The 23,908-nt window shown below is 33.2% G+C and carries 21 protein-coding genes and 1 pseudogene; 10 read left to right on the forward strand and 12 right to left on the reverse strand.

Annotated elements, in window-relative coordinates:
* Genes AD998_11375 through AD998_11405 form a run of 7 tightly spaced genes read right to left on the reverse strand, consistent with a single transcriptional unit; the run spans window position 1 to window position 5,118 of the window.
* Complete coding sequence (locus AD998_11375; GenBank protein ID KOY86664.1) at window positions 1-441, reverse strand: hypothetical protein; 441 nt, start codon at window positions 439-441, stop codon at window positions 1-3.
* Complete coding sequence (locus AD998_11380) at window positions 441-866, reverse strand: hypothetical protein (protein ID KOY86665.1); 426 nt, start codon at window positions 864-866, stop codon at window positions 441-443. Before AD998_11380 ends, AD998_11375 begins: the two co-directional genes overlap by 1 nt.
* Entirely contained in the window at window positions 866-1,288 is a 423-nt protein-coding gene (locus tag AD998_11385; protein ID KOY86666.1) for a hypothetical protein, read from the reverse strand. Before AD998_11385 ends, AD998_11380 begins: the two co-directional genes overlap by 1 nt.
* A gap of 27 nt (window positions 1,289-1,315) precedes the next feature.
* The gene (locus AD998_11390; protein KOY86667.1) at window positions 1,316-2,626 is read right to left on the reverse strand and encodes a hypothetical protein; all 1,311 of its coding nucleotides are present in this window, start codon (window positions 2,624-2,626) and stop codon (window positions 1,316-1,318) included.
* A 14-nt stretch (window positions 2,627-2,640) separates the two neighbouring features.
* Window positions 2,641-3,663 carry a sugar kinase gene (locus AD998_11395; protein ID KOY86668.1) on the reverse strand — a complete coding sequence of 341 codons (1,023 nt, stop codon included), beginning with the start codon at window positions 3,661-3,663 and terminating at the stop codon, window positions 2,641-2,643.
* A 47-nt stretch (window positions 3,664-3,710) separates the two neighbouring features.
* Window positions 3,711-4,112: a hypothetical protein gene (locus AD998_11400; GenBank protein KOY86669.1), complete on the reverse strand. Its 402-nt coding sequence runs from the start codon at window positions 4,110-4,112 to the stop codon at window positions 3,711-3,713.
* Between the two features lies 1 nt (window position 4,113).
* Entirely contained in the window at window positions 4,114-5,118 is a 1,005-nt protein-coding gene (locus tag AD998_11405; protein KOY86670.1) for a membrane protease subunit, stomatin/prohibitin, read from the reverse strand.
* 92 nt (window positions 5,119-5,210) lie between these two features.
* Here AD998_11405 and AD998_11410 point away from each other — a divergent pair, with 92 nt between their 5' ends.
* Together AD998_11410 and AD998_11415 are read left to right on the forward strand one after the other, a co-directional pair.
* Entirely contained in the window at window positions 5,211-5,771 is a 561-nt protein-coding gene (locus AD998_11410) for a hypothetical protein (GenBank protein ID KOY86671.1), read from the forward strand.
* Between the two features lie 12 nt (window positions 5,772-5,783).
* A complete protein-coding gene (locus AD998_11415) occupies window positions 5,784-6,704 on the forward strand; it encodes a hypothetical protein (GenBank protein ID KOY86672.1) in 921 nt (306 codons plus the stop codon).
* 173 nt (window positions 6,705-6,877) lie between these two features.
* Here AD998_11415 and AD998_11420 read toward each other — a convergent pair whose 3' ends face one another.
* Together AD998_11420 and AD998_11425 are read right to left on the reverse strand one after the other, a co-directional pair.
* Entirely contained in the window at window positions 6,878-7,609 is a 732-nt protein-coding gene (locus AD998_11420; protein KOY86673.1) for a hypothetical protein, read from the reverse strand.
* Between the two features lie 150 nt (window positions 7,610-7,759).
* Window positions 7,760-8,101 (reverse strand): hypothetical protein, encoded by a 342-nt coding sequence (locus tag AD998_11425; protein KOY86674.1) that lies wholly within the window; start codon window positions 8,099-8,101, stop codon window positions 7,760-7,762.
* A 234-nt stretch (window positions 8,102-8,335) separates the two neighbouring features.
* On the opposite strand from AD998_11425, the gene AD998_11430 reads away from it, so the two are divergent.
* From AD998_11430 to AD998_11445, 4 genes and pseudogenes are all read left to right on the forward strand, one after another.
* Window positions 8,336-9,946 carry a choline dehydrogenase gene (locus tag AD998_11430; GenBank protein ID KOY88166.1) on the forward strand — a complete coding sequence of 537 codons (1,611 nt, stop codon included), beginning with the start codon at window positions 8,336-8,338 and terminating at the stop codon, window positions 9,944-9,946.
* Window positions 9,947-9,948: 2 nt separating this feature from the next.
* Window positions 9,949-11,163, forward strand: a complete 1,215-nt coding sequence (locus tag AD998_11435) for a carnitine dehydratase (GenBank protein ID KOY86675.1) — start codon at window positions 9,949-9,951, stop codon at window positions 11,161-11,163.
* 60 nt (window positions 11,164-11,223) lie between these two features.
* Window positions 11,224-11,988, forward strand: coding sequence for a hypothetical protein (locus AD998_11440; GenBank protein ID KOY86676.1), 765 nt, complete (start codon window positions 11,224-11,226; stop codon window positions 11,986-11,988).
* Window positions 11,989-11,996: 8 nt separating this feature from the next.
* Window positions 11,997-12,338: pseudogene (locus tag AD998_11445) on the forward strand (hypothetical protein).
* A gap of 275 nt (window positions 12,339-12,613) precedes the next feature.
* Here the strand turns inward: AD998_11445 and AD998_11450 are convergent.
* Window positions 12,614-13,135 carry an acetyltransferase gene (locus tag AD998_11450; protein ID KOY86677.1) on the reverse strand — a complete coding sequence of 174 codons (522 nt, stop codon included), beginning with the start codon at window positions 13,133-13,135 and terminating at the stop codon, window positions 12,614-12,616.
* Between the two features lie 101 nt (window positions 13,136-13,236).
* Here AD998_11450 and AD998_11455 point away from each other — a divergent pair, with 101 nt between their 5' ends.
* From AD998_11455 to AD998_11470, 4 genes are all read left to right on the forward strand, one after another.
* Entirely contained in the window at window positions 13,237-16,509 is a 3,273-nt protein-coding gene (locus tag AD998_11455) for a hypothetical protein (GenBank protein KOY86678.1), read from the forward strand.
* 75 nt (window positions 16,510-16,584) lie between these two features.
* The gene (locus AD998_11460) at window positions 16,585-17,211 is read left to right on the forward strand and encodes a hypothetical protein (protein ID KOY86679.1); all 627 of its coding nucleotides are present in this window, start codon (window positions 16,585-16,587) and stop codon (window positions 17,209-17,211) included.
* Window positions 17,212-17,300: 89 nt separating this feature from the next.
* Window positions 17,301-18,578 carry a phospho-N-acetylmuramoyl-pentapeptide-transferase gene (locus tag AD998_11465; GenBank protein KOY86680.1) on the forward strand — a complete coding sequence of 426 codons (1,278 nt, stop codon included), beginning with the start codon at window positions 17,301-17,303 and terminating at the stop codon, window positions 18,576-18,578.
* A gap of 117 nt (window positions 18,579-18,695) precedes the next feature.
* Window positions 18,696-21,704 carry a hypothetical protein gene (locus AD998_11470; protein KOY86681.1) on the forward strand — a complete coding sequence of 1,003 codons (3,009 nt, stop codon included), beginning with the start codon at window positions 18,696-18,698 and terminating at the stop codon, window positions 21,702-21,704.
* A gap of 15 nt (window positions 21,705-21,719) precedes the next feature.
* On the opposite strand, the gene AD998_11475 is transcribed toward AD998_11470, so the two are convergent.
* Both AD998_11475 and AD998_11480 read right to left on the reverse strand, forming a co-directional pair.
* Entirely contained in the window at window positions 21,720-22,742 is a 1,023-nt protein-coding gene (locus AD998_11475) for a hypothetical protein (GenBank protein ID KOY88167.1), read from the reverse strand.
* 189 nt (window positions 22,743-22,931) lie between these two features.
* On the reverse strand, window positions 22,932-23,795 hold the full coding sequence (locus AD998_11480) for a nicotinate-nucleotide pyrophosphorylase (protein KOY86682.1): 864 nt from the start codon (window positions 23,793-23,795) through the stop codon (window positions 22,932-22,934).
* Window positions 23,796-23,908: the final 113 nt, after the last annotated feature.

A 23,908-nucleotide genomic window follows, 5' to 3' on the forward strand; every position in this document is an offset into this window, starting at 1 on the left:
TTATGATATTCGTTTTATAGTCTTTTCTAATTCATTGAAAAAAAACGTCATTTCAGTGATATAAAGACCTTTGAGAGTATACTGAGTATTTTTGGTTTGGACAAGAATATTATGATAAAAATAACCAAATTCAGTTTTTTTTGCTATAAGTGTTAGTTTTTTAATATCACATAAATCAATGAAAGTTTGCTTTTTACTAATTAAATTTTTTATTATAAGTGTCTTATTATTAAAGGTATATTCTTTGTAGCCTGATAACAAAAAAAAAGCACCATATCCTAAAAAAGCAAAAAACAACAATAAAGAAATCGAAAAGTCAGAATAGTTAAATAAGATTCCTTTTGGATTGTCGCTACTCACTATTAGAATCAACACTAAAATTAGACCCAAGATGCCAAAAATAAGAATTAAATAGGCTGGGGTATTAAGAGAAGTTTTCATTACTGTTTTACAGATTTTTCTAACTCATAAAAAAATTGTATCATTTCATTAACATAAATACCTTTCAGAGTATGTTCACCACTTTTGGTTTCTACAATGATGTTATGATAATTTCCATTTCTCATGCTTTTCTCATGAATTTTTAGATTTGTTATACTTTTGAGAGATACGAGAGTTTGTTTTTTTGTAACCAGATTTTTGATTACAAGATTTTGATTATCAAAACTATACTGTTGATAGTCTGAAAGAAGCGTGTAAGCTAAACCTCCCCAACAGAGAAGCAGAACAAGTAAAAGATAGGAAGAGTAATCAAATCGAACTGCTCCAGAATTATTCATACTTTCCAGCATAATCCACAAAACAATGGGAGCGAAAATTAAAACAGCAGGAATCCAATGAGCTTTGGAATTAAGTGTAGTTCTCATTATTGTTTCACAGTTTTTTCTAATTCATAAAAAAATTGTATCATTTCATTGATATACACGCCTTTGAGAGTATATTCTCCATTTTGTGCTTCTACAATAATATTATGATAATGCCCGTTTCTCATACTTTTTTCATGGAGTTTTAAGTTTTTAATACTTTTTAAAGGTATAGTAGTTAGCTTTTTAGTAATTAAATTTTTAATTGTAAGATTCTGATTGTCAAAGCTATACTCTTGATAGTCAGAAAATAAGGTATAGACTACTATACCAATACAAAGTGCAGAAATTAATAAAAAATAAAAAGTATAATTGACTTGAACTCCTGAACTGTTTGCATTTTCCACCATCATCCAAAATAGGATAGGGATGAAAACCAAAACGGCGGGAATCCAATAGGCTCTGGGCTTAAGTGTTGTTGTCATGGGATTAAAAAAATTTAAGTTGATTTTTTATGAAAGTATATTTATCCAAGATTCATAATCATTTGGAGTGTAAGAATGTTTAAATATTTGTTTGATATTTTGACAATACTCCTGATATAGCTCTAAAGCTGTTTTACCTGCTTTATTTTTGAGGGTTTTGTCTATTCCTTTTTCTATAAGCGTTTTAGCTGTGGTTAGTTTCCCATTTTTCTCAACAAGATCATGCAATAACGTTTTAAATGAATATTCAGGGAAAATTTTATTAATATCCAAACCTTTTGATAAACAGTAGTCTAAGGTATTAAAGTCTTCTAAATTTATGGCATTTTCTGAAACAGGGGCAAGCCAGTGTACACCAAAAAAATCTTTAGGCTGATAACCATTGGCTAATAACAATTCAATGTAAAATGAGATATTATTTATCTGCTTGGATGCATAAGCTGATTTAATCTTTGAAAAAGCATTAAATCCATAGCAATCTTTTGCGTTTAAGTCAGCACCCTGCTCAATAAGCCACTGAGCAAATGAAAATGCTTGTAAATTCAAAGCTAAAAGCAAAGGTGTTAGGCGTTCCATTATATATAAATTTTGCTCATTTAAGCCTACTTTGCTGCTTTCTATCAAAGATTTGGCATTTTCAAAATCTTGATTTTGGATAGATTGTTCTAATGTTTGCCAATGAGGATTTTCAGAACTTGCTTTTCGGCGATGTTGCCAAATATCTACATGAAATGGAAATGTACCATTAATTTTATCAAAAATATCTCTTTTAGTATTTTCTTGTTCAATGGTCAGATAACCCGTTTCTTCATCTTGGGCAGTATACAATAAACCAGCTTTTTTGAAAGCCAGCATCGTTTCAAGCCATTTTTCAAAGGATTCATGTCTAATAGTTTTACCTTCTGCGGATTTGAAATCAAAACCTAAAATCTGACCTGCTTTTCCTCCAAAACAACCCTTTGTATCAATCACACCTACCCACCAATCAGGGATGTACAAAAAAGGAATCCATGCTTTATTCCACCAAGTACCTTGCTCATATTCTTTAAAAATATCATTATTTTCGTGGTCGTCCCACATTTCTTTGTCAGAAATAATATTAGAAAGAGGTAAAATACTTTCACCATCAAAAAAATCAACCAGACTATAAGTAGCTGTTTTAGAGCCATTATGCCAACGAAAAAAATCATAAAAAACTTCTGGAAGTGGAGGTAATTCCCATTGTTTTACCTTTTGTTTAAAATGTTCAATTTCTTCTTCCAAAGCAGGAGAAGCCAGTAATTTTTGCTCTAATTCTGATGAAAACTCAAGTTTTAATGATTCTATAAGAGGATGCATAGATTACTCAATTTTTAAGGCAATACCAGTTTAGCTTTCTCTTTGGCGATACCAATTTTGGCAATACTGCCTGAATTGAAACGAAGTTTATCAGCCTCGATACCATCACTGAAAATAATTCCAGTTTTTTCCATCAACGATTCCACAACCAATTCTTTTTGAGGCGTAATAATGCCTGCTGAAACTTGAGCTTGTGAGGTTTTGCTAATAAATGGCTCTCGGACAATAAAAATAAGCTGTTCAGTATCCAAAGGTACTTTGGGACGTTCACAAATTTGTCCACCTCCAAACGCCTGATGAATGCCATTTGCCATATTGAAAAGTGAACTCATCCAACCTGTAGCCCCTGCACCTGTGGAAATAATGATACCACTAGATGAATGTGTTTCTGTAATATCTTGATATGTAATAAGATAACGAGCAGAAGAATGAGAAATGGGGCCAATAAAAAAATCGTTAAAAGCAAGCAGTCTTTGTCCATCATCCAACAAAACTTCTGCCATTGTTACCAATTTATGGTTATAATTGCCTTTCAAGACGTTCCAAAGGGCTTGTTCAAAGGTTTGAGCATTGAAAGGAAGTAAAACCCCATCAAAACGGCTTGCATCAGGGTTTACACCAATAATAGGCAGATTGTTGGTGTATTTGGCTGTATTGGCAACCAGCCCATCTTGCCCAACTACAATAATCAAATCATTTTCTGAAAAGATAAAAGAGGGTAGAATGGTATTATCTATTACCTTCACTTTCAGGTGTTTTGCCGTAATATTTTGCACCATCTCAAGTACATTATATTGCTGTTTGTGGGCTTTATCAAAGTCCGAAAACTCTCCCGAACCAATTTGTTCCTTTTTTTTCGCTCTATTACTGGTTACACTTTTTAATGATTCTTTACTTAAAAAATTACTTTGAACTTCCAAGTTTTCCCTTTTACGCTCTATGGAAAATTTAGCTTGCTGAACTGTGTTGTATTGTTCAGTAAGCAACTCCAATCGGGTTTTACTTTTGACGATAATGGCTTTTTCGATGGTAGCCATACTTTTTAGTTATGAGTTATAAATGATAAATTAAGTATTGATTTAGATTATTTTCTAACATTAATAGTTTTAACAAAATATAATTTCTTATAAGAAAAAGCATAAAAATAAGCTTCCCAAATAAAAATACTTGTCCAAATAACAAATAAGCCGTAACCAAACAAACTCTCTGATGAACTTTGTAAACAAGAAGTTTTTATCTGATTGTCTACTGAAAATTTGAGCGATAATAAACTCAAAACCAGAATAGAAACTAACCAATAAAACTTTGGATGAGTTTTTGTAATAGCAGAACTCAATTGTTTTTGAAAATAAAGAAATGCTACCCCAAAAAACAGAATACTCCAAATTTCTCCTAATATGCTTAATAAAGTACAGATTAGAGTAGCCAATATCCATTTAGTAGAAGCTCTTGTATATATTTGAAGTCTTTGCTCTATACTTCTCATTTTACGACATCAAATTCTGTAATAAATCTGGTGAAATATTGAGATTATTAATTTTTTGAGGGTTTTCAGCGAGTTCCCTAAATGCCAAGGCTATATTTAATTTAGCATCACCACCATTCTGACTGATAGCCATGAGGGTTTTCCAATCGAGTTGTTTGTAAGGCTGAAGTGTGGCTTCAAGGATATATTTTGAGGCATCAGCTTCTCTTTTGTCGTTTTCTGTTTTGAGTTTCACAAGTTCTATGCGTTGTTGCTCCAACGTGATACTTGTAGCAAGTTGCATTTCTTCTAATTTCTGCTGATTTTCTTGTGTCAAAAACTTTGTTTCCATTTGTTTTTCAACGATTTGTTTCCGTTTCTCTTCCACAGCAATTTCAGTATTGAGTTCGCTTTCTTTGATTTTACGTTCTTGTTCAACAGCAAAGTTTCTGCGATTATAAATAGCTTGGTCAGCTTCTTGTTGTACACTTTCTCGAGTTTCTGCTTCTAAGGCTCGTTCCATTTCGGGACTTGCTTTTACAGCAATGACATTGACAGCCAAAGGCTCAATACCAAGCATCTTGATAGCTTCAGAGGCTTGTACGCCAACTTTGATAGTTTCTTCTATTTTTTTACCACTTCTGATAGCCTCTTTGAGGGTAAGGCTTTGAATTAGAGCTTTGGTGGCTGTTTGGGCTTCGTTGGTGAGACGTTGAGTGATTTTTTCGGCATCTGTACTTTTATAATTACCATACCTATCCACACTAAAATCGAGCAATTCAGCAAGTTGCTTGGGATTTGAAACTTTATAAGTAACTTGTCCTTGTATAGAAATAGTCTGAAAATCTCGTGTGGATTCGTTGAAGAAAAATTGAACATCATTACTACCCAAAGGAATGGCAACAATAGAAGTATTGTAAGCCATATAAAAAAATGATAGTCCTCTGCCTTCTGCACGTAATTTGCCACTTGTATAACGCATAACGTAGGTCATGGCATCAAATTTAATGTATTTTATTCCAAACATACATGAAAGAGTTTGAGTAGTTAAAAAGATAAACAGGCAATTACACAAATATAATAACTTTTCTATTTTTACCAAGAAAAATTGAATAAAGCATGAAAGACCTGAAAATTTATACACAGGGTTTCCCAGATGGAACTTTTAGAAAGCAACGTTACTTTTTTCATATTATAGAGAATGATATTTTTATACCCAACGAAAGTATAGGAAGAGATAGTTTGGGAGAGCCTTTATTTGTAGAACAAATGAAATGGATTCAACAATTTGAAAAACAAGGTTGTGAGTATGGTGGTTGTGGGCAGTGGACTTGCAGAAAAGGGGAGATTTTAGAGAAAATTATAGAAAAACTACGAATGGTAGAAAATTTTAAGGGTGTGTATTCTCAAATGGGTTATCGGGAAAATCAACTTGCATTTGTTAATCAATTATTTATTGGAAATGAGGCGACTATACAAAAAATTGCTTTCAAAAAAAGCTATTATGACGATTCGGAAAAACTACTAAATGAAAATATAACAGATTTTCAAATTATAGAACAAAGCTATTCACAGGAAACAGGGATTCTTACTATTACAACAAATGATATAATTGCTATGAAGAAATGGCGATTCTGTGTAGATTTGCCCAACAATTCATTTACAAGCAATTATATATAAAATTATAAAAATTTGAAAAATAGAGGTTTATATTGTTTTTTGTTTTGTTTGCTAGGTTTATCAACTCAATTTTCATTAGCTCAAAAAAAAGATAGTTCAGAAATACAACCAGTACTACATTTTTTGGAAGATACATTGTATATTGGCAAACCTACGCCTGTTTCCCTCACATTTTATTATCCTAAACATTGGCAGGTTGTGTTTTGTGATACTAATTTTACATATGGAAGCTTTGAACTACAAGAAAAGAAGTTTTTCCCTACACAAACCAACGCTTCTTTGAGTAGAGATAGTGCTGTTTACTGGCTCAGAAACTTTGAAATAGATAAAATTCATCGTTTGAGATTGCCAGTTTTTCTTATCAAACCACAGGGTGATTCTACTTGGGTATATTCAAATATAGACTCTATTGCCTTTAAAGAGCTAATTTTATCTGAAAAACTTGATACCCTTGCCCTGCGTTCAGATACTGAAATAGCTATACTTGCACCAAAAGTAAATTACCATGTTTGGATATTTTGGAGTATTACAGGTATTTTTTTGGGTATAGTTATTTGGCTTTTTTTTGGTGATTGGATTAAAAAGCAAATCGTTTTATTAAACCTCAAACGCAAACATATTGTCTTTGAAGATAATTTAGATAGAGATATTACTAAAATTCGTAATCGTAAACGTATCACAGATATTGAGCAGGCTCTAAATCTATGGAAGAAGCACTTAGAACAAATTGAGCATAAGCCTTTTAGTACTTACACCTCACGAGAAATCTTAGAAACATTGCCCATTACCAAACTGGGAGAAAGCCTTCAAAATATAGACAAAGCCATCTATGGAGCTATTATTGAAGAAGGTTTGGACAAAGATTTCCTATATCTGAAAAATTTGGCTAATCGAAGATATATTCGTAGAAAAAAAGAAATTAGAGAAGGATAAAAAAATACCCATTAAATATTAATGGGTATTTCACTTACTACAAAACACTTATCTTTTCTGTTAATTGACAGAATAATAATTAATTCAAAAATAGGAATGATTTTACATTACTTATTTTGTTTTTTATTAAGCCCTCAATATATTTCACGAAACAGATATATTAGTTTACGAAATTAAAAATTAGGTTGTAATAAGTATTGTGAATAAAAGTTATCAATGACATCAACAGCCTCTTCAGCAGTGTCTACAACACTAAATAAATTAAGATCTTCTGCATTGATGTTTCGTTCTTCTTCTAAAAGAGTGGTTTTTATCCAGTCCATTAAACCAGCCCAATACGTTTTGCCTACCAACACAATTGGAAAACGTCCAATCTTCTTGGTTTGAATAAGTGTAAGAGCTTCAAAAAGCTCATCCAATGTTCCAAAACCACCAGGCATCACTACAAAACCTTGAGCATATTTGACAAACATTACTTTTCTTACAAAGAAATAATCGAAGGTAATAAGCTTATCAGGGTCAATATAAATATTGCTACTTTGTTCAAAAGGCAAAATGATGTTGATACCTACAGATTTGCCACCACGAGCTTTTGCACCTTTATTGCCTGCTTCCATAATACCTGGGCCACCACCTGTAATTACGCCATAACCCATATCTACAAGTCTTGAAGCAATTTCTTCAGCTGTTATATAATAAGGATTATCGGGCTTGGTACGAGCCGAACCAAAAATAGAAACACAGGGACCTATACGAGCAAGCTTATCAAATCCATCTACAAATTCAGACATAATCTTGAACAATGCCCAAGAATTTGTACTTTTTATTTCACTCCAATCATGATTCTTAAAAGCTTTTTTGATGCGATTTTCATCTTCTAAACTTAGTTTAGTTTCTTCTGACATACAATTTAAAGGTTATCGAATGGTTGTTATAATAAATTAAAAATACTAAGCAATATACTAAAAATATGAGTTTAACAAATTCTATAAGACAAAAAATAAGCACCCAAACATAGGTGCTTATCTTTAAATTTTATAAAGAATATAGGAGTATTAATTCCCCCAATGTACTATCATCTGACTAATTAAAAAACCATAAAGTCCGACTAAAAGTAACCAGTAAGCATTTTTAATGTACTTAAATGGTAAAAACAATCCAGCAATAGCTATAACTACTCCAAAGCCTATACTTACCAATGTAGGAACTTGCATAAGCATAAACAGAAAACCAAATAACATGCCCAATACAGGACCCATCATAAAACGTTTGGCGTATTTCACAAATAGCTTTTGTCGTCTGTAAAGTTTTTTTAAACTTTCAGGCTGTTCTAAGCTACTCTCAGGGCACACAAGCCACACACCATTGACTAAAAAGAGCTTTTCGAGGTTTTTCATTTTTCATAAAAGGTTGTTAAGTGTAAAAAAATATTATTTTTTGTTAAAATTGGCTTCAAAATTAATTAACATTAAATTAACATACAAATATTCTGCCAAATTTTTTTTAATAGAATTTTTTTTAAATATATTTCAACAATATTTAATATGGTAAATGATAAATATTAAGATATAAAGTTTTGTAATTGGCTAAAATAATTTAAACTAAGTACTTCTATGTTGCCTAAAAAGGATATTAACTATGATTACATCATTGTAGGAGCAGGTTCGGCGGGTTGTGTTTTAGCCAATAGACTCTCAGAAAATACTGAAAATAAAGTTCTTTTGATTGAAGCAGGAGGGAAAGACACTAAAATGGAAATTCATATCCCTGCTGCATACTCTAAACTTAATCGTAGTGCAGTAGATTGGGCTTTTTACTCTGAACCTCAAAAAAATGTTCTCAATAGAAAACTTTTTCAACCACGAGGCAAAGTACTTGGTGGTAGTAGCTCTACCAATGCAATGGCTTATATCAGAGGTAATGCCGAAGATTATAACGATTGGGCTTCTATGGGTTGTGACGGTTGGAGTTTTGAAGATGTATTGCCTTATTTTATCAAATCGGAACATAACGAAGATTATGAAAAATTGGATAAAAGATTTCATGGGAAAAATGGATTGCTCAATGTTCGTTCTGCTTATTCGCATCATGCTGTTTCAGAATCGTTTATAAAAGCTTGTATGGAGTTGGGTATGCCTTTAAACCCAGATTTCAATGGTGAAAGTCAAGAAGGGGTAAATTTTTTTCAGTTTACTGTTAAAAATCATAAACGACATAGTACAGCAACAGCATTTTTAAAACCTATCCAAAAAAGACCCAATTTGGATATTCTAACCAATGCCCATGTAGGCAAAATCTTGATAGATGAGCATGAAGCTTGTGGAATAGAAATTATTTCTAAAGGTAATTCATACAAAATTTATTGTGAAAAAGAAGTTATTCTATCAGCTGGAGCATTTGGTTCGCCTCAATTGCTTATGCTTTCTGGTATCGGAGATGCTACATTTCTAAAAAAACAAGGTATTGAAGTTAAAAAAGATTTGATAGGTGTAGGAAAAAATCTACAAGACCATTGTTTTGCAATGGTAAGTAGTTCATCTAAAGTGCCAACAGCCAATCATGATTTGAAAATACATAACCAAATTAAAGGAGTTTTAGAGTACTTTTTATTCAAAAAGGGAGTCGCAACTGCCTCACCACTTGAAGCGAATGCATTTATGAGACTTGATAGCCAAACAGATCGTCCTGATATGCAATTTCATTTTGTTCCTGCTCATCTAGGTGGTTATGATGTAGATATGTATAATTTGAATAAATATCCAACGCATAGTGGTTACACAATTTTAGCGACTCTTTTACGTCCTGAAAGTAGAGGATATGTAAGTATTCAGTCGAAAAATCCATTGGATGCCCCCATCATACAGCCCAATTATTTAGATACAGAAAAAGACCAAAAAACACTCATTCAAGGTGTAAAAAAAGCTTTTGAAGTAATGCAAACCAATGCATTCGATAAATTTAGAAAAGAAATATATTTTCCTAAAAATATTGAAAATGAGAAAGATATATTAGAACATATTTGTAAAACACTCGAATGTGTATATCATCCAGTGGGTACTTGCAAAATGGGAACTGAAAATGATGAAATGAGCGTTGTAAACAGCCATTTACAAGTAAAAGGGATTAAAAGATTAAGGGTTGTGGATGCATCCATTATGCCACAAATTACGACTGGTAATACCAATGCCCCAGTTATTATGATTGCAGAAAAAGCTGCTGATATGATTTTAAAAACGAAGTAAACATGAATAGAAAACCCACTCAAGGTCCTTTACAGGGCATTCGTATTTTAGATTTAACAAGATTATTGCCAGGTCCCTTAGGTACAATGCTTATGGCAGATATGGGGGCAGAAGTTATTAAGATAGAAAGTCCCAACCAACCTGATTATGTTCGTAATTTTCCGCCTGTTTACGAAGCTGATAATCAAGAATTTTCAGCAAACTATTTAGCGTTCAATCGTTCTAAAATAAGTCTTTCTTTGGATTATACCCAACCTGAAGGGAAGGAGATATTTTTAGAACTTGTAAAAACAGCCGATATTGTAGTAGAGCAATTCAGACCCAAATATTTAGATAAATTTGGAATAGGTTATGAAGATGCTAAAAAAGTAAACGACAAAATTATTTATGTTTCTATTACAGGATATGGTCAGAATGGGGCATACAGTCATTTTGCAGGACACGATTTGAATTATATTAGTTATGCAGGTATTTTAGGACAAATAGGGGCTAAGAATCAAGATCCTACTATTCCTGCTGTTCAAATGGCAGATGTAGCAGGAGGCTCATATATGTGTGTAATCGCTTCTCTTTCAGCTTTACATGCAAGAAATACTACTCAAAAAGGGCAACATGTAGATGTATCCATGACTGATGCTATCATGCCACTCCTTACAGTACCTTTTACCTATTACCAAGCCACCAAACAAGTACAAAAACGAGGAGAAACACCTCTTTCTGGAATGTTTCCAAATTATCATGTCTATGCTTGTAAAGATGGGAAATATATAGCCTTAGCAACACTTGAGGCTAAATTTTGGATGAAATTTTGTCAAATTTTTCAAAAACCTGAATTTTTGGGTTTTGCCATGCCTCAAGAAGAGGAAATGATGCAAAAAAACAAGGAAACTCTTGCTGAATTTTTCAAAAATGAACCAAGAGAGTATTGGCTTAAAATCAGTGAAGAAAATGATTTACTCATCAGTCCTGTTTATGAAATAGATGAAGTAGAACATGATAAACACCTCAAAACGAGAGAAATGTTCGTTGAAATGCATCATCCTCAAATTGGAACAATTAAAGAATTAGGAGTTCCTTTAAAATTTTCAGAAACAAAAGCCACACCTGCTTGGATAGCCCCAAACTTAGGTGAAGACACTCAAACTATTTTAGAAACGCTGGGTATTTCACAAGAACGCCTTCAAGACCTTCAAGAAAAGAAAATAATTACTTTTTAGACAACTGAAATTGCAAGCTTTGTTTTATCTTTGGCTCAATTTTTTATAAAAAATCGAGTAATGGAGATAGAAATTGTTTTAGCTGCTTTGTTTGCATTTTTGGCGGGTTTTGTAGATGCTGTGGTAGGAGGAGGAGGGCTTGTGCAAGTTCCTGCTTTGTTTGTAATTTTCCCACATTTTTTAGTGCCTCAGGTGATAGCCACCAACCGTTTTGCTTCAGTTATGGGCACATCTGTAGCTGTTTGGCAATATTTAAGAAAAGTAAAAATAGACTTCAAAGCTGTTATTCCTGCTGCTGTTGGAGCAGCAGGAATGTCTTTTTTGGGTGCAAAAGCCTCCAGTATCATAGATGCAAGTATTTTGAAGCCTGTTATCCTCATTCTCATGCTTGGAATAGTCATTTACACATATACCCAAAAACAACTTGGAGAAATTTCTAAAATTCATCCATCCTTTAACAGAGTTTATACGTATAACTTTCTTGTTGGAGCAATATTAGGTTTTTACAATGGACTGATAGGACCAGGGACTGGGAGTTTGCTTGTTTTTGCACTCGTAAGTGTAGTTGGTTATAATTTCCTGATGGCATCTGCCAAAGCCAAGATAATCAATGTAGTAGCTGATGTTTTTTCATTAATAGCTTTTTTAATGGGAGGTTTTGTTATGTTCAAAGTGGCAATACCAATGATGGTGTGTAATATGGCTGGTTCTTATTTAGGAAGTAGAATGGCTATACTCAAAGGTAATGCTTTTGTGAGAAAATTCTTTTTAATTGTAATTTTGCTTCTCATTACCCGATTTGCTTACGATATTTTTCTTAAATAATTAAAACTATGACTAAAAGAGAACAATCCAAACAAAAAAGGCGTGAACGCATTGTAGAGGTAGCTGAAAAACTGTTTTTTGAAAAAGGAATCAATAATGCTACAATGGATGAAGTAGCTAAACTGACAAAATTTAGCAAAGCTACTGTTTATAGTTATTTTCCAAGCAAAGACGAACTCTTTTTCTCAATTTGTCAAAGGGGAAATGAAATTCTACAACAACGTTTCAATGAAGTTGTTGAAAATCATGAACTTGGAGTAGATAAAGTTCGTGCCATTGGTTTTGCTTTTTTTGATTTTGCCAATACTTATCCTCATTATTACCGTTTTATCTCTTATTTTGTTTCAGGAAGTGATTTTGCTATTCCTGAAGAAATGGAGTCTAAAATGCTACATTTAGATAAAACACTTACCAAATGTATTGAATTGGGCATACAAGATGGCAGCATCAAGCCTGTAAATGCTTTGCTGGTTTCTAAATGTTTGTGGGCAATGGCAACAGGTACTTTGCAACTTATTTTCCAAAAAGGAGAACTACTAGAAAAACACTTGTCTATTGACAAACAAAGCATTTTTCAAACATTTTTTCAATTACTTGAAGCCAGCCTAGCAACAGAATTAGCTAACTAATTCTGTTCTATATCCTTAAACCAACTTGCATACATAGGATAATTATTAGCAATTCTTTGTATTTCAGATACTTTATCGCCAACAGGTTTTAAAAACTTAGCAGGATTACCTGCCCAAATACTACCTGCCTCAATTTTGGTATTGGCTGGCACAATTGCTCCAGCTGCAATGATGCAACCTTCCCCAATATGAACATTATCCATGATAATTGCCCCCATGCCAATGAGTACATTGTCTTCTATGGTACAACCATGAATAATAGCATTATGAGCAACAGAAACATTATTTCCTAAAATAGTTTTTGATTTCTGATAGGTACAATGTACGATCACACCATCTTGGATATTACAGTTATTACCCATCTTGATGGTATTTACATCACCACGTACCACAGCATTGAACCAAATAGTGCAGTTATCACCTGTTTCTACTTCACCAACTACAGTTGCATTTGGAGCTATGAAACAATTGTTCCCAAACTTAGGAGTGTAACCACGAACAGATAAAATAAGAGCCATAAATAATTTTTAAGTGAAAGACTTTGCAATAATAAAAAGATATTTTATATCTCTAAAATTTGTATAAAGATTAGAAATATTATAAATTGCAAAATATTATATTGTATAATCATCTTGAAAAAGAATGTTTTATACAAAAAAAAACTACTATCCATTTTTTTATTCTTACACAAATACCATTTTATGTACCCATGAAAAAATTATATCTTAGTATCATTCTCTGCTATTTATCATTAGCATTGATGGCTCAAAATTATCGTTTGGAGTTACAATCTGGTAACCAGCCATCTAAAATTGCTGTGGAGCAGTTTTCTGCTCAAAAACAAGCCTTTACCCAAGCAAGATTTGGAGCAGGGACTTATGTAATTCTACAATTTCATCAAATTCCTAACGAAAATGCAAAAGCTCTTATTCAAAGTAAAGGAGTTACATTGTTAAATTATTTGCCTAATTATGCTTTTTGGGCATATTTACCTGATAATGTAAACTCAGAAACGCTTAAAAGTATAGGAGTAAAAGATGTTTATCCTTATCAAGGAGAAGATAAAGTTTCGATGCTTTTCAAAGGGAAAAAGAAACCTATGTGGGCTATCAAGGAGAATGGTAAATATGATGTATATATTCAATTATATAATAACATTAGTGTTGAGCAAGCTAAAAATCTTTTGAAAAACTATTCTTGGATAAAGATAATTAATGAAAAAGCAATGCCTAATACAATGGAATTACGTATTCCCATTGATAAATTGAATGAATTAGCTCAAATTCCTGTGGTTTTCTATTTAGAACCTACAAACCCAGAACCTTATTTAGAAAATAGAGAATCTACAAGCAATCACCGTATCAATTTTATGAATTCAGAATATGCTGCTGGTAGAAAATATGATGGAACAGGTGTGGTAGTTTCTATGGGTGATGATGGTACTGCAGATAGCCACATGGATAAAAAGGGAAGAATTACCAATAACCTATCTTCAAATAGTGGGGATCATGGAGACCATGTATCTGGTATTATTATGGGAGCAGGGAATGTTAATCCGCTTATGAAAGGGCAAGCCTCTGGTGCTCAATTGGAAGTATATAGTGGACATGCTGATATTGACGGGATGCCTGCACCTTATAATGATAAAGGTGTCAAAATTACTTCTCATTCATTGGGTGAGACACTTAATGCAGGTTATACAAGTGGAGCTGTAAATGTTGATCAACAAATTCGTCAATTTCCTGACTTAATGCACGTATTTTCTAGTGGAAATTCGGGTTCAGGTTTTTTCACCATCACAGGTGGTAGAAAAGCAGGAAAAAATGTAATGGCAATAGGAAATCTTACTAAAACAGATGTAATAGCTAGTTCTAGTAGCCGAGGTCCTTCAGCAGATGGTCGTTTAAAGCCTGAAATTTGTGCTGTTGGAACAAGCGTTCTTTCAACAGGTGAAAATAATACTTATTATAGTTCAACAGGAACGTCTATGGCTTGCCCTGCTATTTCAGGAACACTTGCTGTTATGTATCATGCTTATAAAAGTTTGAATAGTAATAATAATCCAACATCTGCTTTAATCAAGGCTATTTTGATGAATACAGCAGATGATTTAGGCAATGCTAATCCTGACTATATTTATGGCTATGGTAGAGTAAATGCTCGTAGAGCTGTACTTACTTTGGAAGGCAATAGATATTTTGAAAGTAGCATCAGTCAAGGTGGAGCTAATACACATACGATTAATGTGCCTGCTGGTACAAAACAACTCAAAGTAATGGTTTATTGGAATGACTATGAGGGTACATCTGCTTCAAGCAATCCTTTAGTCAACAATTTGAATATGACTATTACAACTCCTGCTTCTACAACAGTTCAACCTTGGATATTAGATTCTGCAAATCCCAGTAGTTTAGCAACAAGAGGAACAGACAATAAAAATAATTCAGAGCAAATTACAATTGATGACCCTGCTACTGGCAATCATACAGTAAATATTGCAGGAACAACTATTCCTCAAGGTCCTCAAAACTATGTTGTTGTATATGAATTTGTAAGAGATGAAGTTGTTGTAATATTCCCTCTTGGAGGAGAATCTTTTCATCCTTCTGAAAGTGAAGTAATTAGATGGGATGCATGGGGTACTGATGGGAACTTTACTTTAGAATATTCTACAAACAATGGTACAAATTGGACAAACATTACTACAGTAGCTGGTTCAGCTCGTTCATTCACTTGGGCTGTACCCAACACACCATCAGGACAAGCACTTGTAAGAGTAACAAAAGGAGCTTTAAACTCACAAAGCATTGCTAATTTTTCTATTCAAGCACCACCTACAGGGCTTACACTTGTTGGAGCATGTAATGGAGTGTCTGTATCTTGGACTGCATCTGCTGGAGCTACTGGTTACGAGGTTTTTAGGCTTGGAGCAAAATATATGGAATCAGTGGGTACAACAACATCTACTTCTTTGATAGACCCTGTAGCCACAGGTAATACTTATTGGTACGCTGTAAGAGCTTTGGGAACAAATAATTCTAAGAGTAGAAGAACTATAGCCCAGTCATTTACCTATACCACAGTTGCTTGTGCAACTGATGCAAGTATTTCTAACATTACTCCAAAAGGAAATGTATGTACACTTACATCATCTACCAACATACAGGTTACAGTATCAAATACTGGAACAAGTGCTCTCAATAATCTAACAGTAAACTATACAGTTAAAAAAGCTGATAATAGTGTAGTACATACTGGTTCAGCTAATATTGCGAGTCTTAACCCAAGTGCTACACAAAATGTAAGCTTTACAGCAGATTTGAGTAAAATAAACGAAAATTATACCATAGAAGCTACTGTTACAGCTGCTGGAGATGGTAATGCAGCTAATAATACATTATCATCAACAGCCTTTAATGCAGGTGTAAATGTAACAATTACACAAGATGGTTCTAGAATTGTGGCTACACCTGGTTATAGAAATTATCGTTGGTTTTTAAATGGTACATTATTAGCATCTACAGGAACTACCAATGAGCTGACCATCAGTCAGATGGGTACATATACAGTAGAGGCTCAATCTACAGCTTCCACTTGTAAAAGTACATCAGCAAATTTTGTAGTAACAGTACTTGCTTTAGAAGATGTTTCTGAACAGTTAGGTTTATTTCCTAATCCGACAACGGATAAATTACAAGTAAATTTACCTAAAGAGTTTTATGGTAACAACGTTTTAGAACTTACAGATGTAAGTGGACGTAAAGTGTATCAGAAAACAATACAAGATGGTCTAAAACAAAGTATTGATTTGAATAATTTACCAAAAGGAATTTATATTTTAGAAATCAGAAATGAAAAATATAAAGCCATTAAAAAGGTAATCAAACAATAAAATTAAAAAGAAAGACTTTGTAAATGCAAAGTCTTTCTTTTTTTCTATCTTGCGTAGGCTTCAAAATAAGTATATATGCAAGATTTTTTTGTAAATTATTTAGGTATTTCTGAGAACCTCTTTGCTTGGATTATTTTACCCTGCCTTATCTTTTTAGCCCGTATTACAGATGTTTCTATTGGTACAGTAAGAATTTTACTCATGATGAATGGTAAAAAAAAACTGGCTACTTTTTTGGGTTTCTGCGAATCTTTAATTTGGATAACAATTATCACAGCTATTTTTAAACAAGTCAATAATCCACTTGCGTATGTAGCCTATGCAGGAGGTTATGCCACAGGAACTTTTATGGGAATGACGCTTGAAAATAAATTGGGTGTAGGAAAAGTATTGGTTCGTTTTATTACTCGTCAAGATGCTACAGCTCTTGTAGAACACCTTAGAACAACTCGTTTTGGATTCACCAACGTAAAAGCTGAAGGACATAAAGGAGGAGTAAACCTTATTTTTTCTGTGGTGGAACGTAAAGATTTAAAAGAATTGGTAGATATTGTCAAAAGTTATCATCCAAAAGCTTTTTATAGTGTAGAAGCTACCAAATATGCCTCTGAACCTGTTGATGACAACGAAGAAGAATCTTTACAAAAAAGAAAACAAAACTTTTTTCAATTATTTATGAAAGATTTTCTGAAAAGAAAGTAAGTTTGAACTTGGAAATATTAATGAACATTGAACAATAGACAATGACCATTTAGAATTTAAGAATTGACCATTTAGAATTCACCTGACTTATGTTATATTACCTTTTTGATTACTTAGAACACGAATTTGATTTTTTTGGTGCTGGTGTGTTTCAGTATATTTCTTTTAGGGCTGGAGCAGCCTCCTTACTTTCTTTACTGATTAGTACAATTTATGGTAAAAAAATCATCAATTATTTACGTAAAAAACAGATAGGTGAGGACATCAGAAATTTAGGTCTGAGTGGACAGATGGAGAAAAAAGGAACACCTACAATGGGTGGAGTCATCATTATTCTTGCTATTCTTATCCCAACACTTCTTTTTGCCAAATTAGATAATATTTATGTATTACTATTGATTATCACGCTTGTAGGTTTGGGTTTTATTGGTTTTTTGGACGATTATTTAAAGCTTGCCAAGAAAAATAAAGAAGGACTTTCAGGAAAATTTAAAATTGTAGGGCAAGTAAGTATTGGCTTAGTCGTTGGAGTAACACTTTATTATCATAGTGGAATAGTGGTACAAGAACGTGTACCTTTAGGACAAGAAACACGAATAGAGCAAATTAAAAAAGAAGAAAAAGATGTTAGAATTGATAAAATAGAAAGAAAAGGAGAAAAACCTTATTATGCAGTAGCCTATAAATCTACTAAAACAACCGTTCCTTTTTTAAAAGGAAATTCTTTTGACTATAAAGTGCTCAATGTGGTACACACAGACTGGCTGGAGGCGATTATTTATATTGGAATGGTTATCTTTGTAGTAACAGCAGTCTCGAATGCAGCAAATATTACAGATGGCATAGATGGGCTTGCAGCTGGTACGTCAGGCATTATAGGGCTTACACTTGCTATTTTCGCATATTTATCAGGAAATATCATCTTTTCTGGTTACCTGAATATCATGTATATCCCAAATTTGGGAGAACTCGTCATATTTGCAACAGCATTTGCAGGGGCTTGTGCTGGTTTTTTATGGTACAATTCATTTCCTGCTCAGATTTTTATGGGAGATACAGGTAGCCTTGCATTGGGTGGTGTGATAGCTGTTTTGGCTATTTGTGTACGCAAAGAACTCATGATACCTGTTTTGTGTGGGATATTTTTTGCGGAAGTTCTTTCTGTAACCTTACAAGTTGCATATTTTAAATACCAAAAAAGAAAGCATGGTTTAGAATATGCTCAAAAAAATCGTTTGTTTTTGATGGCTCCCTTACATCATCATTACCAGAAAAAAGGCTATCATGAGGCTAAAATTGTAACACGTTTCTGGCTGATTAGCATTCTACTAGCTGTATTTTGTTTAGTAACACTAAAATTAAGATAAAAAAATACTCCCGATTAATTTTACGGAGTGAACCAATTGCTTTGTCGAGCCAATTATTTAAATTGCTCTGACAAAGCAATTTTATTTTGCCTATTAAAACCAATAATATGAAGCAACATGGACAATTATCAAAAAAACTATTATCCCCACACTGATATTTTAGAATCAGAAGGTGTTCTTATCGATGATGAGATGCAAGGAGAATGGAAATTTTACCATCCCAATGGAAGTATCAAACAGTATGGGAGTTATCAAAATGACTTTGCAGAAGGAGAATTTCATTATTTTAATGAAGCAGGTAAGAAAACTTCTCAGGGAGGTTTTAAAAATGGGAAATGGGATGGTATTTGGTCTTGGTACAACGAAAATGAACAAGAATATTGTCGAGGGTATTATTCTGATGGATTGAAGGCAGGAAATTGGGTCTGGTTTTTTACTGAAAAAAGCATAAGTAGAGAAGCACATTATACAAATGATATGCTTCATGGAAAAGATGTCAATTATTTTAACAATGGAAAAATATCTTATACCCAACATTGGCAAAATGGATTGTTGGACGGAGAATATGAGAAATGGGATGAAAATGGAAATCTTTTAGAAAAGGGTACTTATAAAGAAGGGTTTAAACATGGGAAATTCATTCTTGTTGAAAATGCGAAGGAAAAAGAAGTTGAGTACGAAATGGGTTGCTCTATCTTAACAGAAAAACACATTAATCAGATATTAAAAGTATTTGCTACAAAAAAAGATTTCTATAAAATAGAAGATGCTGTTGAAAAAATAGTAGGCTGGGAGTCTATTTATGCCAGTATTTGGCAAATGATACGATTAGGACATACAATACCTATTCATCTGTTAGGTTTTGGAGGTTTATCAAAATATACAAACCTCATTACACCTGAATACCTCATAAAATTGCTTAAAACTGCTGATTTTACTGAAAAAAGCAATATTGGAGGGAAAATGTTTAAATTTTGGTCGTACGATTTGGATAAAATGTGCATGCATCTTTATCTAAAATCGCCAGAAGCATTTGAGGATGTATGGGAAGAATTTACTCCTTTGGCACAAGAAGGCTTTAAAACTGTATTGGTACGTTTTGGTAAACTACCTGCAAATAAGTTAAGTAAAAAAATGGCATCTTATATTGCTTATAATCTATTACATACACAAGCTAATGGATATAAAGTCTATTCTGCTGAAGGTATTGCCGATCATGTATGGTGGTGTGAAGATAGTAAACTTGTAGAGTTAGATACTTACAAACCTGATAACTTTCAGAAATTTGTAGAAAAGTTTGTTCCTCTCAAAGATTTCAAAAAATCTTTGTTGAAAGAATCTCTTAAATTTCAATGGAATTTACCTTTGCCACAAGCCTATCCTGCTGTAGAAGAAGCAAGTGTAGATGAGTTTATTCAGTTATACAAGGCTTTTTCTACATCAGATTATCATAATTTTTATAAAGCTCTCTTAGAAATACGAAATGATAGTGTTGAGGAACTTGAAACCATCATTCAGGGAATAAAAGAAGATTATCGAGCAGGACAGAAAGCAGAAACAACCGTAATAGTTGCCATCTTAAAAAGAAAAAAACAAAATTTGCCAGTACCTGAGTGGTATGATGATTTAATAGGGGGCGATTCATTTTATCAGGTAATGGAGAGCAGTTCTAAAAAGTGGTTTGTAGGCTTAGAACAAACACAAGAAGCCTTGCTATACCTATCAGAGGAGAGAGCAAATAAGATTTTCAAAAAAGTACTTGATGAAAAATACCTATGGAAATCGGCTTTTCCAATGGTTCATCTTATGGATAAAAGCTTGCAAATGGATGCAATACAGGTGCTTTCTGATAAACTTGAAAAGGATTTAGGTGTTTATAATGTACAACCTATTGCCAAAGGCTTATCACATATAGAAAATATGGAATGGCTTGATTCTGTTACACTCAATGTTGCTCCCCAAAAAAATATCTATGAAGTATTGACAATGGCAATATTGATAAAACTAGCAGACATGGCTGATAAACAAATACTTTGGGATGAAAAATATGACCAATATATCAACATACATTTGTGGTTACCTAAATATGGAGACGATTTTGACCATTATTTACAACCATATTTTGAAAAAATTACAAGCTTTTTATCTCAAGAACGTCTTGTAAAACAACTACTTCCACAGATACAGACAGACAAAATGACAACCATCAGAGTATTTAGTTTGCTTTCTGATGACTCACCTCATGCACTTCTTGAAAAAGCATTTGAAACAGTTGGAACAAATCAGATAAAAATATTGAATACCAACTGGATACAGCGTTCACTTTCTGAAAAACTTAAAATGAATGCTGAAAGGCTTATCAATCTTGCTATCGAAAAAGGTGCTGATGGAGAAATGCTCAATACCTTTAAAAATACTATTGGAGAAGAAAAACTAAAAAAAATATATGCTCAATTAAAGGGAAATAATATGGAAGAATTAAATCTAACACCTGCTAATCTATTAAAGCAATTGTGTCAGAAGTATTTTGATAAAAATCCGAATGCCCAAGGCTTAACGGTGTATTATCTTGCACCTGACTACGATAAAACTGTATCAGCAAACGAAATTAATCGTATTAGAGGAAATGCTTTAACAATTAAAGAGGACTTGATACCTAAATATAATTCGGAGCCTATGAAGCATATTTTTACATTAGACTTGGATGCGTTGCCTCTATTTAAAAAGCAGGTAGGAGAAGAATATAGAGCTTTGGCTTTTTTTAGTTATGAAGAAGAATGGGAAAATCCCTCAAAAACAGTTTTGTTGAAAGCCGAAGATATTTTAGAAATACCAGCATCAGAAGATGGATATTCGTTTGAAATTACCGAAATTAAGATACCTTCAGGGGCATTTTTTATGGACTATGATGCTCAAATGGATGAAAATAATGCAGATTTGAAAACCATCAGGAAGAAAATATTTAATGCACCTGCTTATGTGTGTGGTGAACCTATCTGGATTCAGGAACCAGAAGACGGACCAGATTTTTATATGCAATTTAGTGAAAGTTTTGGAGATATGAACTTAGGAGATTCTGGGGAGATGTATGTTTTTGAAGGTTATGCCTTCTGGCAATGTTACTAAACAAAAAAGGGTTTTTTATAAAGCCCTTTTTATTTTTCCTGTTTCTGTTTCTAAAAAATGGTCTTTGTAAAAAATCTTTTTGGGTATTTGATATTTATCCACCAATAAAGATAACTCTTTCATAATCAAAGTTTCTTGTTCACTATCCAAAGCCTTTCCTTCAATACATAATACCAAAATCTGCCCAAAGGTTTCATCAGAAATGCCAGTACAAAAAAATCTTTGGCGGAGTTTGAGTTTTTCCCATACTTTTTCGAGTTTATTTTCGATGTTTTCCAGTTGAATCTTAATTCCTCCACTGTTGATGACATTATCAATTCTACCAATGATTTTAAAATATTGATTATCAATGATTTCTGCAATGTCATTTGTAAAAATTTCTTCAAAATTGGTAGTAGGAGAAGTGATACACAAACATCCTCTTTCATCCAATCGAATTTTTACACCTTCAATGACTTCAAAATAAGGCTGTTTTTGTTTGGTGTTCAGCAAACGTGTAGCAATGTGAGTAATCGTTTCTGTCATCGCATACGTATGATATACAGGTACTTGCAGGCTTTCAATGAAAGTTTCTAATGAAGCACTAATGCTTGCACCACCCAAAATAATGGTTTTGAACTGATTGAGTAGGGTAATTTTTTCAGGAGTTTTTTCAAAGATGGTTTGTAACTGAAGAGGTACAAATGCCACAAAATCAAAAGATTCGGTGATTTTTTCTAAAGGATTGCTTGAAGGTTCTTGGAGTAACATTTGCCAGCCAAGTTCCAAACCTCGTATAAGCATCATTTTACCTGCAATGTAGTCTGTGTGCAGGCAAACCAATGCTGTTTCGTCTCCTTTGAGTCCAAATGCTAGTTTTGTAAGGCGTACACTTTCAAGCATTTGTGTTCTTGAAATTTCAATGGGTTTGGGCGTTCCTGTTGAGCCTGAAGTATTGACTACAAATTGTTCTTTTCCTGAAAGCCACTCTTTGCAAAATTCAATGGTATTTTGGAGATATGGAGAAAAAGAAAGTGTAGAAATATCTACACTTTGAATATCAGCTATTTGATAAGACGTATTTTGATATTGAATACTTGCTTGTTTCACAATTTTATACCAAACCTTATAGGTTTATTTTTTGTAAAAAACTTGATAATCAGTAAATAAACTCATAAAAAGTACTTAAAAACCTATAAGGTTTCTATTGTTTAAACTTATAATTTATCACTCATAACTTATCACTACTTAGGCTTTCATGGCTTTCAGACTAATATCCATACTTTTAATGGAATGGGTAAGAGCTCCCACCGAAATAAAATCAACACCACATTCTGCGACAGCAGCAATAGTATCGTATGTGATGCCTCCAGAGGCTTCTGTTTCAACTTTGCCTGCAATCATGGCTACAGCTTCTTTCATCATGGTTGTATTCATGTTATCAAGCATAATTACATCCACGCCACCCACTTCAAGGGCTTCTTGTACTTCCTGAAGATTTCTGGTTTCTACTTCAATTCGTAGCTTTTTACCTGTTTCTTTGAGGTAATTTTGTGCTGCCAAAACAGCTTTTTGGATGCCACCTGCATAATCTATGTGGTTGTCTTTGAGCATAATCATGTCGTATAAGCCAAAACGGTGATTTTTACCTCCACCAATCCATACAGCCCATTTTTCGCAAATTCTGAAATTGGGTGTTGTTTTGCGGGTATCTAATAATTTGGCTTTGGTATGAGCTATTTTCTGATTGAGTATATCAGTGAAAGTAGCAATACCACTCATACGTTGCATACAATTGAGAACGAGGCGTTCAGCTTTTAAAATAGACTGAGCTTTCCCTTCTACATACAACCCAATTTGTCCTTTTTCTACTTTTGTACCATCTTGTATGCGTACATCTACTTTTAAATCTGCATCTACTCTATCAAAAATAATCTGAGCAAGCTCCATACCTGCAAGAATACCATTATCTTTGATAATGAGTTGGGCTTTGCCCATAGCGTTATTGGGTACAGACGAAAGGGAAGAATGGTCTCCGTCACCTACATCTTCTTTCAAGGCATTGTCAATGAGGTTATAAAGAGCTTCGTCGTTGGCGTAAGATGGTCGCATAAAAAAATTGTTTTATGAATATAAAGTCAAAAATAATCAAGAAGATGATATTTTAAAATGTAGAGCCTAAATATTCTATCAATTAAAATTTATATTCTTTGATGCAATGGATG

It is taken from the genome of bacterium 336/3, assembly GCA_001281695.1.
Taxonomy (GTDB): domain Bacteria; phylum Bacteroidota; class Bacteroidia; order Cytophagales; family Thermonemataceae; genus Raineya.

Coding starts and splice junctions, on each gene's coding strand:
- AD998_11375 (KOY86664.1), bottom strand. CDS start 441: ATGAAAACTTCTCTTAATACCCCAGCCTATTTAATTCTTATTTTTGGC.
- AD998_11460 (KOY86679.1), top strand. CDS start 16,585: ATGCAAGATTTTTTTGTAAATTATTTAGGTATTTCTGAGAACCTCTTT.
- AD998_11385 (KOY86666.1), bottom strand. CDS start 1,288: ATGACAACAACACTTAAGCCCAGAGCCTATTGGATTCCCGCCGTTTTG.
- AD998_11425 (KOY86674.1), bottom strand. CDS start 8,101: ATGAAAAACCTCGAAAAGCTCTTTTTAGTCAATGGTGTGTGGCTTGTG.
- AD998_11395 (KOY86668.1), bottom strand. CDS start 3,663: ATGGCTACCATCGAAAAAGCCATTATCGTCAAAAGTAAAACCCGATTG.
- AD998_11435 (KOY86675.1), top strand. CDS start 9,949: ATGAATAGAAAACCCACTCAAGGTCCTTTACAGGGCATTCGTATTTTA.
- AD998_11410 (KOY86671.1), top strand. CDS start 5,211: ATGAAAGACCTGAAAATTTATACACAGGGTTTCCCAGATGGAACTTTT.
- AD998_11465 (KOY86680.1), top strand. CDS start 17,301: ATGTTATATTACCTTTTTGATTACTTAGAACACGAATTTGATTTTTTT.
- AD998_11440 (KOY86676.1), top strand. CDS start 11,224: ATGGAGATAGAAATTGTTTTAGCTGCTTTGTTTGCATTTTTGGCGGGT.
- AD998_11390 (KOY86667.1), bottom strand. CDS start 2,626: ATGCATCCTCTTATAGAATCATTAAAACTTGAGTTTTCATCAGAATTA.
- AD998_11405 (KOY86670.1), bottom strand. CDS start 5,118: ATGTTTGGAATAAAATACATTAAATTTGATGCCATGACCTACGTTATG.
- AD998_11380 (KOY86665.1), bottom strand. CDS start 866: ATGAGAACTACACTTAATTCCAAAGCTCATTGGATTCCTGCTGTTTTA.
- AD998_11450 (KOY86677.1), bottom strand. CDS start 13,135: ATGGCTCTTATTTTATCTGTTCGTGGTTACACTCCTAAGTTTGGGAAC.
- AD998_11480 (KOY86682.1), bottom strand. CDS start 23,795: ATGCGACCATCTTACGCCAACGACGAAGCTCTTTATAACCTCATTGAC.
- AD998_11470 (KOY86681.1), top strand. CDS start 18,696: ATGGACAATTATCAAAAAAACTATTATCCCCACACTGATATTTTAGAA.
- AD998_11420 (KOY86673.1), bottom strand. CDS start 7,609: ATGTCAGAAGAAACTAAACTAAGTTTAGAAGATGAAAATCGCATCAAA.
- AD998_11400 (KOY86669.1), bottom strand. CDS start 4,112: ATGAGAAGTATAGAGCAAAGACTTCAAATATATACAAGAGCTTCTACT.